We start from the raw sequence: 14,454 nt of genomic DNA, 5'->3' as shown, positions 1-14,454 counted from the left end.
AGTACGCTGCCGTCCGGGATACCGGACGAAAGGCGGCGGCATGTCGGACGCATCCAAGGTGCCCGCGGCCGACCAGGTGCTGCGGATCCTCAGCCATCTTGCGACCCAGCGCGGGCCGGTGCCGGCCGCCTCCATCGCGACCTCGCTCGGGCTGCCCCGCTCGACGACGTACCACCTGCTCGGCGTGCTCCAGGAGCGCGGATTCGTCGTCCACCTGCCCGAGGAACGTCGCTACGGCCTCGGCGTCGCCGCCTTCGAGCTCTCGAGCGGGTTCAGCCGCCAGCAGCCGCTCACGCGCCTCGGCCGCCCCCTCGTCGCAGCGCTCGTCGACCGACTCGGCGAGTCGGGTCACCTCGCCGTGCTGCACGGCCGCGACGTCCTCTACCTCGTCGAGGAGCGCGCACCTCGACGACCGTCGCTCGTCTCCGACGTGGGGGTGCGCCTCCCCGCGCACCTCACGGCATCGGGCCGCGCGATGCTGCAGGCGCTGCCGCCGGCCCAGCTGCGCGCGCTCTACCCCGACCGGGCGGCGTTCGCCGACCTGCCATCGACGACGGACGCCGCCCCCTGGAGCTACTCGCGGCTGAAGTCCGTACTCGCGGCGGCCCGCGCCGCGGGCGTCGCGGGCGAGCACGGCGAGGTCACGCGCGGGCTCGCCTCCGTCGGGGCGCCGGTGCTCGACCACCTCGGCTGGCCGGCGGCGGCGATCGCGGTCACGTTCGCGGAGGGCGCGTCGGACGAACTCGTGGACGCCGCGAGCGCAGCCGTGATCGACGCCGCCGCGACGCTCTCGCGCCGCATCGGCGCGCGCTGAGTCCGGGACCTCGACCGGGACCCGGGACCCGGGACCGGCCCGCGGCCGCTCACGCCGCCCTCGACGGCGCCAGCCACCCCCGCAGCATCCGCGTCACCCACGGCAGCACCCAGTACGTCATGATCGGCGTCAGGACCAGGGTCGTGACGAGCACCCGCAGCGCCAGCGGGACGTCCTCCCACCAGGGCGCGAGCGCGATGAGCAGCGAGAACGCCAGGTTCACCGGGAAGAACCCGAGCCAGATGCTGACGGCCTGCTTCCAGCGCGGCGGCGCGGGCGGCAGCGCGGGATCCTCCTGCCCCGCGGCATCCGTCACCGCCGGCACCGAGCCCGTCGCGGGGTCGTCGAACCAGCCCTCGATGCCCGTGCGGCGCTTCGCCTTCTCGGCGCGTACGAACCCCCGGCCCATCTCGAGCCACCACGAGCGCTCGGGCGATCGCTCCCACGCGTCGAGGGTCTCCTCGTTCGCGAAGCGGTACAGCATGTGCCACACGTCGGAGTCCTCGCCCGCGCGCACCCAGCCCGACCCGAGGAAGCCCGGATAGCGGTTGGCGAGGTTCACGCCGGTCTGCACCCAGACCGTCGCCTCCGCGATGCGGTCGGGGTCGACCTCGCGGCGGATCGACACGGTGATCGGTTCGCTGGCCATGCGTCCATCACAGCGTATGCGCGCGTCGGGCGCATCGCGGCGGCGGAACGCTGCGGCGGGCCGGGCCCGGGAGCCGGTGCTCGGCGGTCAGCCCAGGTGCGCGTGCAGGAACGCCGCGACCCGCTCGCGCAGCCCCTCGTCGAGGATGCCGATCGAGTGCGCCCCGCCCGGCACCACCGCGAGCTCGACCTCGACGGCCGAGGCGCTGAGCGTGTCGGCGAGGCGCTGCGACTGGGCGAGCGGGATGATCTCGGACTCGGCGTGCCCGATGAAGAACGGCGGATCGGTCGGATCGACGTGCGCCGTGGGGGAGGCATCGATCGCCTGCGGGCACGCTTCGTCGTCGGCACCCGATTCGCAGGCGAGGAACGCTCCGACGATGCCGCGCAGCCAGTCGGATGCGGCATCCGCATCGAGCTCGGGCAGGCCGAGCCCGACCGGGCCCGAGAGTTCGGCGACCGCGGCGACGCGTGATCCCGTGTCGAGCGGCCCCTCGCCCAGCGTGCCGAGCAGGGCCGCCAGGTGGCCGCCCGCCGAGCCGCCGAACGCGCCGATCCGTGCGGGATCGAGGTCGAACCGTTCGAGCTGCTCGGGTTCGCGGAGCCACGCGACCGCGGCGGCCACGTCGTCGATCTGGGCCGGATGGACTGCGTCGGGCACGAGCCGGTAGTTCACGGATGCCGCGACGAACCCCTCGCTCGCGAGCCACAGGCATACGTTCCGCCAGTCGGCGTTCGCCTTGTCTCCGCGCGCCCAGCTTCCGCCGTGCACCGACACGACGGCCGCATTCGCACCGGCGATGGCGGATGCCGCGGGGCGGCACACGTCGAGCGTCAGGATCGTGCCGTCGTCGGCGACGGCGTACTCGAGGTCGGCGTCGACGCGGAGGTCGGCCGGCGGTTCGAACGTGCGGATGCCGATGATCTCGTTGCCCGCGACCTCGCTCGACGCCTGCTTCGCGTTCGGGTCGAGCTCGCGCAGCGGCTGGTGGAACGCGGAGGCGACGGCGGCGACCGCGAGCGCTGCGCTCACGGCGAGGGCGATCCGCACGGGCCGGCGACGCCGGCCGTCGCGGACGCCGGAGAGTCGGGTCATGGGTGGGGGCTCCGGGTCCAGGGGTGAGGTGATGCTACCCCAGGATCGCGGATGGCCGACACCGGACCGGGTGGTGTCGTCGGGCTCACTCGGCCGGGCGACCCGTCTCCGGGTCGATGACGACCGAGGCGTTCTCGTACGGTGCGTCGAGCAGCACGAGGACTCGCACCGGACGCTCGCCCGAGTCATCCGCGACGGTCGACCGCTCGACGAGCACGATCACCGAATCCGGGTCGCGAATGCCTGCATCGGCCTGTGCCGAGTCGATGTACTCGGGGACGCGCGAGAAATCGACCGCGTCGACATCGAACAGGTCGGCGGCCGGGTCGTCGGGCTGGATCGGGTCCGGGCCGCCGTGCTCGGTGCGGTCGTAGCGGTACTCGTAGCCGTCGATCGTGAGCGCTCCGGGCGCGCTCGGTGCGGACGCGAGGGCGTAGTCGCCGTAGAAGCCGATCCGGATGAACACGGTTCCGCCGGTCTCGCGCGCGAGGGCCTCCACGATCTCCTCGTGGCGGTCCCCGAGGACGACGCCGGCCCGGGCCGGGTCGCCGGACGCGAGCGCGCGGGTGATCCGGCCGATCGAATCGAAGGCGGGCACGACCACGAGGACCGCCGTCACGACGACGACCGCCCAGAGGAGCGCAGTGCGCCAGGGGCGGGGCGCGGGCCGGCCGCGTCGCGCCTCGGGAGTCCGGGGCTCGCTCGTCCAACGCGGTGCCGCGGAGGCGAGCGGGACCGTGCGTTCCGCACCGCTGCGCAACTGCTCGGCGTCGCGACGGGCCGCCAGCTCGGCAGGAGGGTCGAGGTCGAGCACGACGTCGGCCGACGCGGAATCCGGTCGCCGCACCACGATGATCGATCCCGGCTGCAGCTCGTCGAGCGCTGCAGGGGCGACGAACGCGCGATGGGTCGTCGAGTAGGCCCCGCGGTCGCCGGGCGCCACCGTCAGCGTCAGATCGACCAGGGTGCGGTCGGTCCATGTGCGGGAGCCGCCCTCGCCACCGCTCGCCGGGCCGGCCGCCCGGTGCACGCGCTCGACGCGGGCGAGCGCGGCGTCGCCGACGACGGCCGGCGAGCCGACCTCGGCCGACGCGGCACGCACGGGATCGAACGCACCCGCGCTGCGGAGCCCGGCGAACACCGCCGCGACGATCGCCACCGGAAGGGCGAGGGACCAGAGGATGATGTACCGCGGATCACCGGTCGCGATCGCGCCGAGCACGCCACCGACCGTGACGCCCGCGGCGACGGCGGCGAGGAGCGCGAGCATGCGGGACCTCCGAGTACGTGGTCCGATCAGCATGCCCCGTCGGGGCGATGTCGCGCACCCACCCGATCGGAGGACAGGCGGCGCAGTGCAGCGCGCCGTCGGGCGTGGCTACTCGCCGACGGCCAGCGGGCGATCGTCGAGGGGCTCCGCCTCGAAACCGACCAGCGGCTCAGCGCCGAAGCCGACGAGCGACTTGGCCATGCAGATGCTCGCCGGCACACCCACGTAGCGACCGAACGGCTCCACACGGCGATACCCGTGCTTGGCGTAGAGCGCCTGGGCAGGATGGTGCTGCGTGCCGGTCTGCAGCACCAGTTCGCGGATCCCGCGCGCGCAGGCATCCGTCTCGACCCGGTGCAGCAGCAGGCCCGCGATGCCGGTGCCGCGCGCCGGCTCGTCGACGTACATGCGGACGATCTCCGCACGCCCCCGACCGTGCGCGCCGTCGTCGATGAGGGCGATCATGCCGACCGCGGTGCCGTCCTCGGTCCGGGCGACGTAGACGCTCGCGCCGGGGCGAGCGAGTTCCGCCGCCTCGAGCTGGACGCACCCGCCGCCGGCGGGGTAGAGCGCACGCGAGTACGCGGATCCGGCCTCGAGCAGGCGCGAGACCCCGGCCGCGTGCGGCGGCTCGACGGAGATCGACGGCGGTGTGGTCACGACGAGAGCGTACGTCAGTCGCGTTACCGCTCCGTTACGTTCCCGCGGCGGAATGCGACGTGGGGCGTATTCACAGGGGGGTGTCCGGTATCGTCGACGAGTCGGTTCCAGGCACCGTGCACGTCGCACGGATGGGTTTGTGAGTCTTGAGGGCCGGTTCCACGCGCAATCCGCGCGCGGATAGTCACCGTATGTGAACGGCCCCGGTCGACGATGCTCCCGGGTTCTCAGTCGTGCCGCGCGCTCGCGCGGCCGGTTGCCATGTACACGCAACCAACCCAGGAAAGCCCCGATGCCCAAGAACAAGAAGCCCGCCGGCGGTCGCCCCGCCAAGAACTTCGACCCGTCGTACGCGAAGAGCTCGCGCCGCACCGCCACGCGCGCCGGCGGCCCCAAGAAGCCCGGCTCGCGCAGCCCCGGCCACCGCGGCTACCGCCCCGAGGAGGCCGAGGCGTCCAAGGCGCGCTGGTCGCGCGAGGAGCGCGTGGCCAGCGGCCGCACGCCGCACCGCGCGGAGCGCGCCGGCCGCGACGAGCGGGCCGGCCGCGACGAGCGGGGAGCGCGGTCGTACGGCCGCGACGAGCGCGGGTCGCGCCGGTACGACCGTGACGAGCGTCCTGCGCGCTCGTTCGACCGTGACGACCGCGGGTCGCGCCGGTCCGACCGTGACGACCGCGGGTCGCGTCGCTTCGACCGTGACGAGCGTCCCGCGCGCTCGTTCGACCGCGACGACCGCGCCCCGCGCCGGTACGACCGCGCCGACCGCCCGGCGCGATCGTACGACCGCGACGACCGCGCCCCGCGCCGGAACGACCGCGCCGACCGCCCGGCGCGATCGTACGACCGCGACGACCGCGGAGCCCGCCGCAGCCGCGAGTTCGACCGTCCGGGTTTCCGTGACTCCGAGCGGCGTCCGTCGTCGTTCTACCCCGCGGACGACCGCAACGCCCGGAACGACCGCAACGCCCGCGGCGACCGCTTCGCGCCGGCCGAGGACGTCGTGCTCGAGCGCCTCGAGGCCGAGGCCATCGTGGCCGAGCAGGTCGACGGCATCCGCTTCGCCGACCTCGGCCTCGGCGGCAACATCGTCCGCGCGCTGGCCGACCTCGGCGCCGAGTCCCCGTTCCCGATCCAGGCCGCGACCATCCCGGTCGTGCTCGAGGGCCGCGACGTCCTCGGCCGCGGCCGCACCGGCTCGGGCAAGACCATCGCCTTCGGCGCGCCGACCGTCGAGCGTCTCATGCAGGAGTGGACGGCGTCGGGCAAGTCCGGCGGCAAGCGCCAGATGGGCCGCAAGCCCCGCGCACTGATCCTCGCCCCGACCCGCGAGCTCGCCCTCCAGATCGACCGCACCGTGCAGCCGATCGCGCAGAGCGTGGGCCTCTTCACCACCCAGATCTACGGCGGCGTCCCGCAGGGCCGCCAGGTCGGCGCGCTCCAGCGCGGCGTCGACATCGTGATCGGCACGCCGGGGCGCGTCGAGGACCTCATCGAGCAGGGCCGCCTCGACCTCTCCGAGATCATGGTCACCGTGCTCGACGAGGCCGACCACATGTGCGACCTCGGGTTCCTCGAGCCCGTGCAGCGCATCCTCCGCCGAACCCCCGAGGGCAGCCAGCGGCTGCTCTTCTCGGCGACGCTCGACACCGGCGTGGCCGCGCTCGTCGACGAGTTCCTCGTCGACCCGGCCGTGCACGAGGTCGCCGGCGAGGACCAGGCGTCGAGCACGATCGAACACCGCGTCTTCGTCATCGACAACCGTGACAAGCGCGACATCGTGGCGAGCCTCGCCGACCGCAACGGCAAGACGCTGATCTTCTCGCGCACCCGCGCGTTCGCCGAGGACCTCACCATGCACCTCGAGGACGCCGGCATCTTCGCCGTCGCCCTGCACGGCGACCTCAACCAGTCCAAGCGCACGCGCAACCTGCAGCAGCTGACGAGCGGCCGGGTCGACGTGCTCGTCGCGACGGATGTCGCGGCCCGAGGCATCCACGTCGACGACATCGACCTCGTCATCCAGGCCGACGCGCCCGACGAGTACAAGACGTACCTGCACCGCGCCGGCCGCACCGGCCGCGCCGGTCGCGAGGGTCGCGTCGTCACGCTGATCCCCCGGAACCGCCAGCGGCGCCTCGCCGACCTCCTCGGCCGCGCCGAGATCGAGGTCGACTTCGAGGACGTCCGCCTCGGCGACGAGCTCCTCGCCGACCTCGGCCCGATCCGGACGGCGGCCCCCGCCGCGTCCGCGTCGGCCGATGAGGATGCGCCGGTCGCGTAACTCGCGACCCGTCGCGGGCGTCGCCCCGCGGCATCCCCCTGCCCCCACCGCACGACGGCTCCGACCACCCGGTCGGGGCCGTCGTCGTCTCCGGGAGTGCTGTTCTCAGGACGACACGCCGCACGCCGCTGTGATCCTCGGCGTGTCTTCCTGAGAACGGGGCGGAATCGCGTCGAGGTTCCTGAGAACGGTTCAGAACGCGACGCGGGGAGGGGTGCGACTGGCGATCGGAGCATCGCTCGGGCATACTTACTGACTGAACGGTCGGTTGGAATACAGCCGGAACGGATGACGCGGACGCCGCCCGGCGGCGTGCGACGGTCCCGACAGTGCGGTCAGGAGTAAGAGCATGGCGGAGGCGTATCTCGTCGGCGGGGTGCGGACCCCGGTGGGTCGGTACGGAGGCGCGCTCGCGAGCGTGCGGCCCGACGACCTCGCGAGCCTCGTCGTCGGCGAGGCCGTCCGCCGCGCGGGGCTGGAGCTCGACGCGATCGAGGAGGGCGCGATCGACGAGGTCATCCTCGGCGCCGCCAACCAGGCCGGCGAGGACAACCGCAACGTCGCCCGCATGTCGGTGCTGCTCGCCGGACTCCCCGACTCGGTGCCGGGCATCACGGTCAACCGCCTCTGCGCGTCGGGCATGTCGGCCATCACCATGGCCGCGCAGGCGATCCGCGCGGGCGACGCCGACCTCATCGTCGCCGGCGGCGTCGAGTCGATGACCCGAGCGCCCTGGGTGCAGGCCAAGCCCGAGAAGCCGTGGGCGAAGCCCGGCGACGCCTACGACACGTCCATCGGCTGGCGCTTCCCCAACGCGAAGCTGCTCGCGCGCGACAAGGCGACGTTCTCCATGCCCGAGACCGCCGAGGAGGTCGCGCGCATCGACGGCATCACGCGGGAGGACGCCGACGCGTTCGCCCTGCGCAGCCAGCAGCGGGCCGCCGCCGCGATCGATGCCGGCCGGTTCGAGGCCGAGATCGTCGGCGTGCCGACCGCCCGCGGCGAGGTGCTCGTCGACGAGGGCCCGCGGCGCGACACCTCGCTCGAGGTCCTCGCCGGCCTCCGCCCCGTCGTGAAGGGCGGCACCGTGGTGACCGCCGGCAACTCGAGCTCGCTGAACGACGGCGCGTCGGCGATCGTCGTCGCCAGTGCCTCGGCCGTCGAGCGCTACGGCCTCACGCCTCGCGCCCGCGTCGTCGTCGGCGCATCCGCCGGGCTCGCGCCCGAGATCATGGGCCTCGGGCCCGTGCCCGCGACCGAGAAGGCGCTCGAGCGCTCGGGCGTCTCGCTCGACGACATCGGTTCGATCGAACTCAACGAGGCCTTCGCGACGCAGTCGCTCGCCTCGATGCGCCGCCTGGGTCTCGACCCCGAGCGCGTCAACGCCGACGGCGGGGCGATCGCCCTGGGCCATCCGCTCGGTTCGTCGGGCGCGCGCCTCGTCGTCACGCTCCTCGGCCGCATGGAGCGCGAGAACTCGCGGTACGGCCTCGCGACGATGTGCGTCGGCGTCGGCCAAGGCAGCGCCATGATCGTCGAGGGGGTGTCATGACCGACGTGCAGCAGTCGAACGACGAGCGAACGGATGCCGCGGCCGCACCGCTCCTCGTCGAGCGCCGCCCCGACCGCGTGGTCGCGACCCTGAACCGTCCCGATAAGCGCAACGCCATCGACCAGGCCACGATCGACGCGATCCACGCGCTCTGCGCGGAGCTGGAAGCCGAGCCGCGCCTGCTCATCATCACCGGCACCGACGGCGTCTTCGCCTCGGGCGCCGACATCGCGCAGATGCGCGAACGCACCGCCGCCGACGCGCGCGCGGGCATCAACGCGAACGCGTTCATCCGCATCAACGAGCTGCCGATGCCCGTCATCGCCGCCGTCGACGGCTGGGCGCTCGGCGGCGGCGCCGAGCTCGCGTTCGCGGCCGACATCCGCATCGCGACGCCCGACGCGAAGTTCGGCAACCCCGAGACCGGCCTCGGCATCATCCCCGCCGCGGGCGCCACCTGGCGGCTGAAGGAGATCGTCGGCGAGGCGCGCGCGGCCGAACTGCTCCTCACCGGGCGCGTCGTCGACGCCGCCGAGGCGCTGTCGATCGGGCTCATCACGGCCGTGGCCCCGGCCGGCGACCTCCTCGCCGAGGCGCACGCGATCGCCGACCGCATCGCGAGGAACGACCCGGCGGCGACCATGGCGACCAAGCGGGTGCTGCGTGCGCCGCGCGCCGACCACCCCCACGTCGACCTCGAGGAGCAGGCCGTGCTCTTCGAGAGCCCCGAGAAGCACCGCCGCATGACCGAGTTCCTCGAGCGGCGAGCGAAGAGGAGCGCGAAGTGATGCAGTCGCACGATTCGGATCTCGATACGCGCGCTGAGCGCGCTACTCGATCACCGGCAGGTGCACCCGAGCGGGTCGGCGTCCTCGGCGGCGGACGCATGGGCGCGGGCATCGCGCACGCGTTCCTGCTCGCCGGGTCGCGCGTCCTCGTCGTCGAGCGCGATGCGGATGCCGCGGCTGCGGCCCGCACGCGCGTGCTCGACTCCGTCGCGGCATCCGTCACCCGCGGCACGACCGACGAGACGGCCGACGCGCTCGGCGCCCGGTTCGCCGTCGCGACCGACGTCGCCGAGTTCGCCGACGCCGACCTCGTCGTCGAGGCCGTCCCCGAGGACCTCGACCTCAAGGTCGACGCGCTGACCCGCGTCGAGGCCGTACTTGGGGCGGATGCCGCGCTCGCATCGAACACGTCGTCGATCTCGATCGACGAGCTGGCCGGACGGCTCGATCGGCCCGAGCGGTTCCTCGGCCTGCACTTCTTCAACCCCGTGCCCGCGTCGGCGCTCGTCGAGATCGTGCGCGGCACCGCCACCGACGGGGCACTCGTCGAGGAGGCGCGCGCCTGGGTCGAGGCGATCGGCAAGGCGCCGATCGTCGTGCACGACGCCCCGGGCTTCGCGTCGAGCCGGCTCGGCGTCGCGCTGGGGCTCGAGGCGATCCGCATGCTCGAGGAGGGCGTCGCCTCGGCCGAGGACATCGACACCGCCATGGTGCTCGGCTACAAGCATCCGGTGGGTCCGCTGCGGCTCACCGACCTCGTCGGCCTCGACGTGCGACTCGGCATCGCCGAGTACCTCGCGGGCGAGCTCGGCGAACGATTCGAACCGCCCGCCCTGCTCCGCCGCATGGTCGCCGAGGGCAAGCTCGGCCGCAAGACCGGCGAGGGGTTCCACCTGTGGGACGCGCAGTAGTGCGGGTCTCGATACGCGCCGCCTCCGGCGGTGCGAGGTCTCGATACGCGCTTCGCGCTACTCGACCCACCGCTCGACCACCGAGGAGACATCAATGACCGAGATCCTGCCCAGCTACGTCCGCGACGCGTGGTGGACCCCCGGCGACGACGCCGCGGCATCCGCTGCCGAGGTGCGAGACGCGTCGACCGGCGAGGTCGTCGCGCGCGTCTCGACCGAGGGGCTCGACCTCGCCGGGGTGCTCGAGCACGCCCGCACGGTCGGGCAGCGCTCGCTCGGCGAGCTGACGTTCCACCAGCGTGCCGTGCTGCTCAAGCAGATGGCGCTCGCGCTCACCGAGCGCAAGGCCGAGCTCTACGAGATCTCGGCGCGCGCCGGCGCGACCAAGCGCGACTCGTGGGTCGACATCGACGGCGGCATCGGCGTGCTGTTCACGTACTCGTCGAAGGGTCGCCGCGAGCTCCCGAACGCGAAGGTCGTCGTCGACGGTCCGGTCGAGCCGCTCTCGAAGGACGGCTCGTTCATCGGCCGCCACATCTACACCAGCCTGCCGGGCGTCGCGGTGCAGATCAACGCGTTCAACTTCCCCGTTTGGGGGTCGCTCGAGAAGTTCGCGCCGGCGTTCCTCGCGGGCGTGCCGACGGTGGTGAAGCCCGCGACCCCGACCGGCTACCTCGCCGAGGCGTTCGTCCGCGTCCTCGTCGAGTCGGGCCTGCTGCCCGCGGGCTCGCTCCAGCTCGTCTCGGGCAGCGTGCCCGACCTCTTCGACCACCTCCGCGTCGGCGACCTCGTCGCGTTCACCGGTTCGGCGTCGACGGCCGAGCGCCTGCGCGCGCACGACTCGGTGCAGACCGGCGGCGTGCGATTCACGAGCGAGACCGACTCGATCAACGCCTCCGTGCTCGGCACCGACGCGGTGCCCGGCACGCCCGAGTTCGACGCGTACGTCTCGCAGCTCGTCGTCGAGTTGACCTCGAAGGCCGGGCAGAAGTGCACGGCCATCCGTCGCGCGATCGTGCCCGCGGCCTCCGTCGACGCGGTCGTCGATGCCGTGCGGGCGCGCCTCGCGGAGAAGGTCGTGGTCGGCGACCCGCGCACCGAGGGCGTCACCATGGGCCCGCTCGCGTCGCTCGGACAGCGCGACGAGGTGCTCCGCCAGGTGCGGAAGCTGCAGGACGCCGGCGGCGAACTCGTGATCGGGACGACCGAGGCACCGGAGGGCGTCGACGCCGACGGCGCGTTCGTCGCGCCAATGCTGCTGAAGTTCACGGATGCCACGGCCGACGCCGTGCACGAGGTCGAGGCCTTCGGCCCCGTGGCATCCGTCATCGCCTACGACTCCCTCGACCAGGCGGTCGATCTCGTCGCCCGCGGAGGCGGCTCGCTCGTGACGAGCGTCGCCACGCACGATCCGGATGTCGCGGTCGCACTCGCGTCCGGTATCGCTGCGATGAACGGCCGCCTCCTCTTCCTCGACCGCGACGACGCGCGCACGTCGACCGGCCACGGCTCGCCCGTGCCGCACCTCGTGCACGGCGGCCCCGGCCGCGCCGGCGGCGGCGAGGAGCTCGGCGGCATCCGCGCGGTCTTCCACCACATGCAGCGCACGGCCGTGCAGGGCTCGCCCGCGATGCTCACCGCCCTCACTGGCGTGTGGCACTCGGGCGCCGCGGCCCGACCGTACGCGGAGGCCGGCGAGGCGCACCCGTTCCGGAAGTCGCTCGCCGAGCTCCGCATCGGCGACCAGGTCGCGTCGCCGTCGCGCACCGTGACGCTCGAGGACATCGAGACGTTCGCGAACTTCACGGGTGACACGTTCTACGCGCACATGGACGAGGCGGCCGCGGCCGCGAACCCGTTCTTCCCGGGGCGCGTCGCGCACGGGTACCTGCTCGTGTCGTGGGCCGCGGGCCTGTTCGTCGACGCCGCGCCGGGCCCGGTGCTCGCGAACTCGGGCCTCGAGAACCTGCGCTTCATCACGCCCGTGTCGCCCGGCGACGAGATCCGCGTCGAGCTCACCGCGAAGCAGATCACGCCCCGCGAGACCGATGAGTACGGCGAGGTGCGCTGGGACGCTGTGCTGAAGAACCAGCACGACGAGCTCGTGGCGACGTACGACGTGCTCACGCTCGTGGCGAAGGAGCAGGTGCCGGTGCCCGTCGGGTAGCCGCCTGCTCGGTGGTCGAGTAGCAGCCGACGGCGGCGGCCCGCGTATCGAGACCGTGCGGGGTCTCGATACGCTCGCTGCGCTCGCTACTCGACCACCGGGTACGGGCTTCAGCCGCGGAGGGCGAGCGCGAACGGCAGCACGTCGGTCGCGCCCGCCTGCCGGAGGGTGCGCGCGGCGACGGTGAGGGTCCAGCGGCTGTCGGCGAGGTCGTCGACGAGCAGCACGCCGCCCGCCGGCACGTCGAGGCCGTCGGCGGAGAAGCGGTTCCAGACGCCGGCGAGGCGGAACGCGCTGTTGCCGCCGGGCCCGCCCGTCGGCCCGCCGTCGACGAGCGCGAGCGCGCCGAGATAGGGCAGTCGCCCCACGTCGGCGAGCCCGCGCGCGAGCGAGTCGACGAGCTGCGGGCGCGAGCGCGAGGGCACGGATGCCACGGCCACGGGCCGTTCCGTCCATCCCCACTCGGCGAGCACCCGGACGCATGCGTCGAGCACGCGCGGCGGCAGCGGCGCATCGGGTGCGTTCGGAGTGAAGAGCTCGCGGAGCGTCGACCCCCAGCCGAGGTCGGTGAGTCGCGCAAGCGCGCGGCCCTCGGCGGTCTGCTCGGCGGGCGCGATGCGGCCCTTCACGGGGACGCCGAGCCGGTCGGCGCCGGTCGGCCACGCGCGGCGCGGCTCGATCGGCACGCCCACCCGGTCGAGGGCGCTCGCGGCGGCGGCCGCGGCATCCGCATCGACCTCGCCCGGGTACCAGGCGCCCGCGCACCGGTCGCAGCGTCCGCACGGTGCGGCCGTGTCGTCGTCGAGGGAATGCTGGAGGAAGGCCATGCGGCACCCGTCGGTGGCCTCGTACTCGAGCATGTGGCGCTGTTCGGCCTGGCGTTCCTCGGCGATGCGGCGGTAGCGCTCGGCGTCGTAGCTCCACGGCGCACCGGTCGCGACCCAGCCGCCCTGCACGCGGCGCACGGCGCCGTCGACGTCGAGCACCTTGAGCAGCAGTTCGAGGGGCGTGCGCCGGAGGTCGACGCGCGCCTCGAGCGCCGGCGTCGAGAGCGGCACGTCGGAGAGTTCGTCGATGACGCGGCGCGCGCGATCTTCATCGGGCATCGAGGCCGTCGCGAAGTAGTGCCAGATCGCCGGGTCCTCGCGGCCGGGGAGGAGCAGCACGTCGGCGTTCTCGCTCGCGCGCCCCGCCCGGCCGACCTGCTGGTAATAGGCGACGGGCGAGGACGGCGCCCCGAGGTGCACGACGAAGCCGAGGTCTGGCTTGTCGAAGCCCATGCCGAGCGCGCTCGTCGCGATGAGCGCCTTGACCTCGTTGCGCTTCAGGAGTCCCTCGGACTCCTCGCGCTCGTCGGGGTCGGTCTGGCCCGTGTACGCCCGTACGTCATGGCCGCGCTCGCGCAGCACACGCGCCGTGTCGACGGCGGCCGAGACGGTCAGTGCGTAGACGATGCCGGAACCGGGCAGGTCGTCGAGGTGGTCGATGAGCCAGGCCAGCCGGCCGGTCGAGTCGGGCAGGCGCAGCACGCCGAGCCGCAGCGAGGAGCGGGCCAGCGGTCCGCGGATCGTCAGCACGTCGGTTCCGAGCTGCTCCGCGACATCCGCCACGACCCGGCTGTTCGCCGTGGCGGTCGTCGCGAGCACCGGCACGTCGGCCGGGATCTCGGCGATGAGGTCGCGCAGCCGCCGGTAGTCGGGCCGGAAGTCGTGCCCCCAGTCGCTGATGCAGTGCGCCTCGTCGACGACGAGCATGCCGAGCCGGCGCACGAGGGACGGCAGTTGCTGCTCGCGGAACGAGGGGTTGTTCAGGCGCTCAGGCGAGACGAGCAGCACGTCGACCTCGTCGGCGTCGAGGCGCGCGAGCACCTCCTGCCACTCGTGCGCGTTCGCCGAGTTGATCGAGACGGCACGCACGCCCGCCCGCTCGGCAGCCGCGACCTGGTCGCGCATGAGCGCGAGCAGCGGCGAGACGAGAACGGTCGGGCCGCCGCCCCGACGGCGCAGCAGCAGGGTCGCGACGAAGTACACGGCCGACTTGCCCCACCCCGTGCGCTGCACGACCAGCGCCCGCCGACGCCCGGCGACGAGCGCCTCGATCGCCTCGAACTGGCCGTCGTGGAACTCGGCGTCGTCGCGGCCGACGAGCTCGCGGAGCGCGGCGAGCGCCTCGGCGCGCAGGTCTGGAGCGGTGTCGGGGGAGGGCATGCATCCACTCTGGCGGAGGCGGCTGACATCCGGTGCCGTTCCGCGCACACCCCGCCGCAG

General features: G+C 73.5%; 11 protein-coding genes. 6 read left to right on the top strand and 5 right to left on the bottom strand.

Annotation, left to right across the window (positions count from 1 at the left end; translation table 11 throughout):
* The first annotated feature begins 40 nt into the window (after window positions 1-40).
* Window positions 41-814 carry an IclR family transcriptional regulator gene (locus ACIQH8_RS08275; protein WP_400997003.1) on the top strand — a complete coding sequence of 258 codons (774 nt, stop codon included), beginning with the start codon at window positions 41-43 and terminating at the stop codon, window positions 812-814.
* Between the two features lie 49 nt (window positions 815-863).
* Here the strand turns inward: ACIQH8_RS08275 and ACIQH8_RS08270 are convergent, their stop codons facing one another.
* From ACIQH8_RS08270 to ACIQH8_RS08255, 4 genes are all read right to left on the bottom strand, one after another.
* Window positions 864-1,463: an antibiotic biosynthesis monooxygenase gene (locus ACIQH8_RS08270; RefSeq protein ID WP_400997001.1), complete on the bottom strand. Its 600-nt coding sequence runs from the start codon at window positions 1,461-1,463 to the stop codon at window positions 864-866.
* A gap of 87 nt (window positions 1,464-1,550) precedes the next feature.
* Window positions 1,551-2,558, bottom strand: a complete 1,008-nt coding sequence (locus ACIQH8_RS08265; RefSeq protein WP_400996999.1) for an alpha/beta hydrolase fold domain-containing protein — start codon at window positions 2,556-2,558, stop codon at window positions 1,551-1,553.
* 85 nt (window positions 2,559-2,643) lie between these two features.
* Window positions 2,644-3,828, bottom strand: coding sequence for a hypothetical protein (locus tag ACIQH8_RS08260; protein ID WP_400996997.1), 1,185 nt, complete (start codon window positions 3,826-3,828; stop codon window positions 2,644-2,646).
* Window positions 3,829-3,936: 108 nt separating this feature from the next.
* A complete protein-coding gene (locus ACIQH8_RS08255; protein WP_400996995.1) occupies window positions 3,937-4,488 on the bottom strand; it encodes a GNAT family N-acetyltransferase in 552 nt (183 codons plus the stop codon).
* A 292-nt stretch (window positions 4,489-4,780) separates the two neighbouring features.
* Between ACIQH8_RS08255 and ACIQH8_RS08250 the strand changes: the two genes are divergently transcribed.
* From ACIQH8_RS08250 to paaZ, 5 genes are all read left to right on the top strand, one after another.
* A complete protein-coding gene (locus ACIQH8_RS08250) occupies window positions 4,781-6,769 on the top strand; it encodes a DEAD/DEAH box helicase (protein WP_400996992.1) in 1,989 nt (662 codons plus the stop codon).
* A gap of 349 nt (window positions 6,770-7,118) precedes the next feature.
* Window positions 7,119-8,321 (top strand): thiolase family protein, encoded by a 1,203-nt coding sequence (locus ACIQH8_RS08245; RefSeq protein ID WP_400996990.1) that lies wholly within the window; start codon window positions 7,119-7,121, stop codon window positions 8,319-8,321.
* Entirely contained in the window at window positions 8,318-9,109 is a 792-nt protein-coding gene (locus ACIQH8_RS08240) for an enoyl-CoA hydratase/isomerase family protein (RefSeq protein WP_400996988.1), read from the top strand. Before ACIQH8_RS08245 ends, ACIQH8_RS08240 begins: the two co-directional genes overlap by 4 nt.
* On the top strand, window positions 9,109-10,020 hold the full coding sequence (locus ACIQH8_RS08235) for a 3-hydroxyacyl-CoA dehydrogenase family protein (protein WP_400996985.1): 912 nt from the start codon (window positions 9,109-9,111) through the stop codon (window positions 10,018-10,020). The genes ACIQH8_RS08240 and ACIQH8_RS08235 overlap by 1 nt, the downstream gene beginning before the upstream one ends.
* A gap of 94 nt (window positions 10,021-10,114) precedes the next feature.
* Entirely contained in the window at window positions 10,115-12,187 is a 2,073-nt protein-coding gene (gene paaZ / locus ACIQH8_RS08230; RefSeq protein WP_400996982.1) for a phenylacetic acid degradation bifunctional protein PaaZ, read from the top strand.
* 110 nt (window positions 12,188-12,297) lie between these two features.
* Here the strand turns inward: paaZ and ACIQH8_RS08225 are convergent, their stop codons facing one another.
* Complete coding sequence (locus tag ACIQH8_RS08225; protein ID WP_400996980.1) at window positions 12,298-14,394, bottom strand: RecQ family ATP-dependent DNA helicase; 2,097 nt, start codon at window positions 14,392-14,394, stop codon at window positions 12,298-12,300.
* Window positions 14,395-14,454 lie beyond the last annotated feature (60 nt).

Origin of the sequence: Agromyces sp. GXQ0307 (assembly GCF_044769845.1) — a bacterium.
Classification (GTDB): domain Bacteria; phylum Actinomycetota; class Actinomycetes; order Actinomycetales; family Microbacteriaceae; genus Agromyces.
The sequence above is the reverse complement of the archived record's forward strand: the minus strand, read 5'-3'. Positions and strand labels throughout refer to the sequence as shown.

What these genes read in the sequence shown, in the direction of transcription:
- ACIQH8_RS08225 (WP_400996980.1), bottom strand. Translation starts at nt 14,394, where the DNA reads ATGCCCTCCCCCGACACCGCTCCAGACCTGCGCGCCGAGGCGCTCGCC.
- ACIQH8_RS08275 (WP_400997003.1), top strand. Translation starts at nt 41, where the DNA reads ATGTCGGACGCATCCAAGGTGCCCGCGGCCGACCAGGTGCTGCGGATC.
- ACIQH8_RS08235 (WP_400996985.1), top strand. Translation starts at nt 9,109, where the DNA reads ATGCAGTCGCACGATTCGGATCTCGATACGCGCGCTGAGCGCGCTACT.
- ACIQH8_RS08245 (WP_400996990.1), top strand. Translation starts at nt 7,119, where the DNA reads ATGGCGGAGGCGTATCTCGTCGGCGGGGTGCGGACCCCGGTGGGTCGG.
- paaZ (WP_400996982.1), top strand. Translation starts at nt 10,115, where the DNA reads ATGACCGAGATCCTGCCCAGCTACGTCCGCGACGCGTGGTGGACCCCC.
- ACIQH8_RS08265 (WP_400996999.1), bottom strand. Translation starts at nt 2,558, where the DNA reads ATGACCCGACTCTCCGGCGTCCGCGACGGCCGGCGTCGCCGGCCCGTG.
- ACIQH8_RS08250 (WP_400996992.1), top strand. Translation starts at nt 4,781, where the DNA reads ATGCCCAAGAACAAGAAGCCCGCCGGCGGTCGCCCCGCCAAGAACTTC.
- ACIQH8_RS08270 (WP_400997001.1), bottom strand. Translation starts at nt 1,463, where the DNA reads ATGGCCAGCGAACCGATCACCGTGTCGATCCGCCGCGAGGTCGACCCC.
- ACIQH8_RS08260 (WP_400996997.1), bottom strand. Translation starts at nt 3,828, where the DNA reads ATGCTCGCGCTCCTCGCCGCCGTCGCCGCGGGCGTCACGGTCGGTGGC.
- ACIQH8_RS08240 (WP_400996988.1), top strand. Translation starts at nt 8,318, where the DNA reads ATGACCGACGTGCAGCAGTCGAACGACGAGCGAACGGATGCCGCGGCC.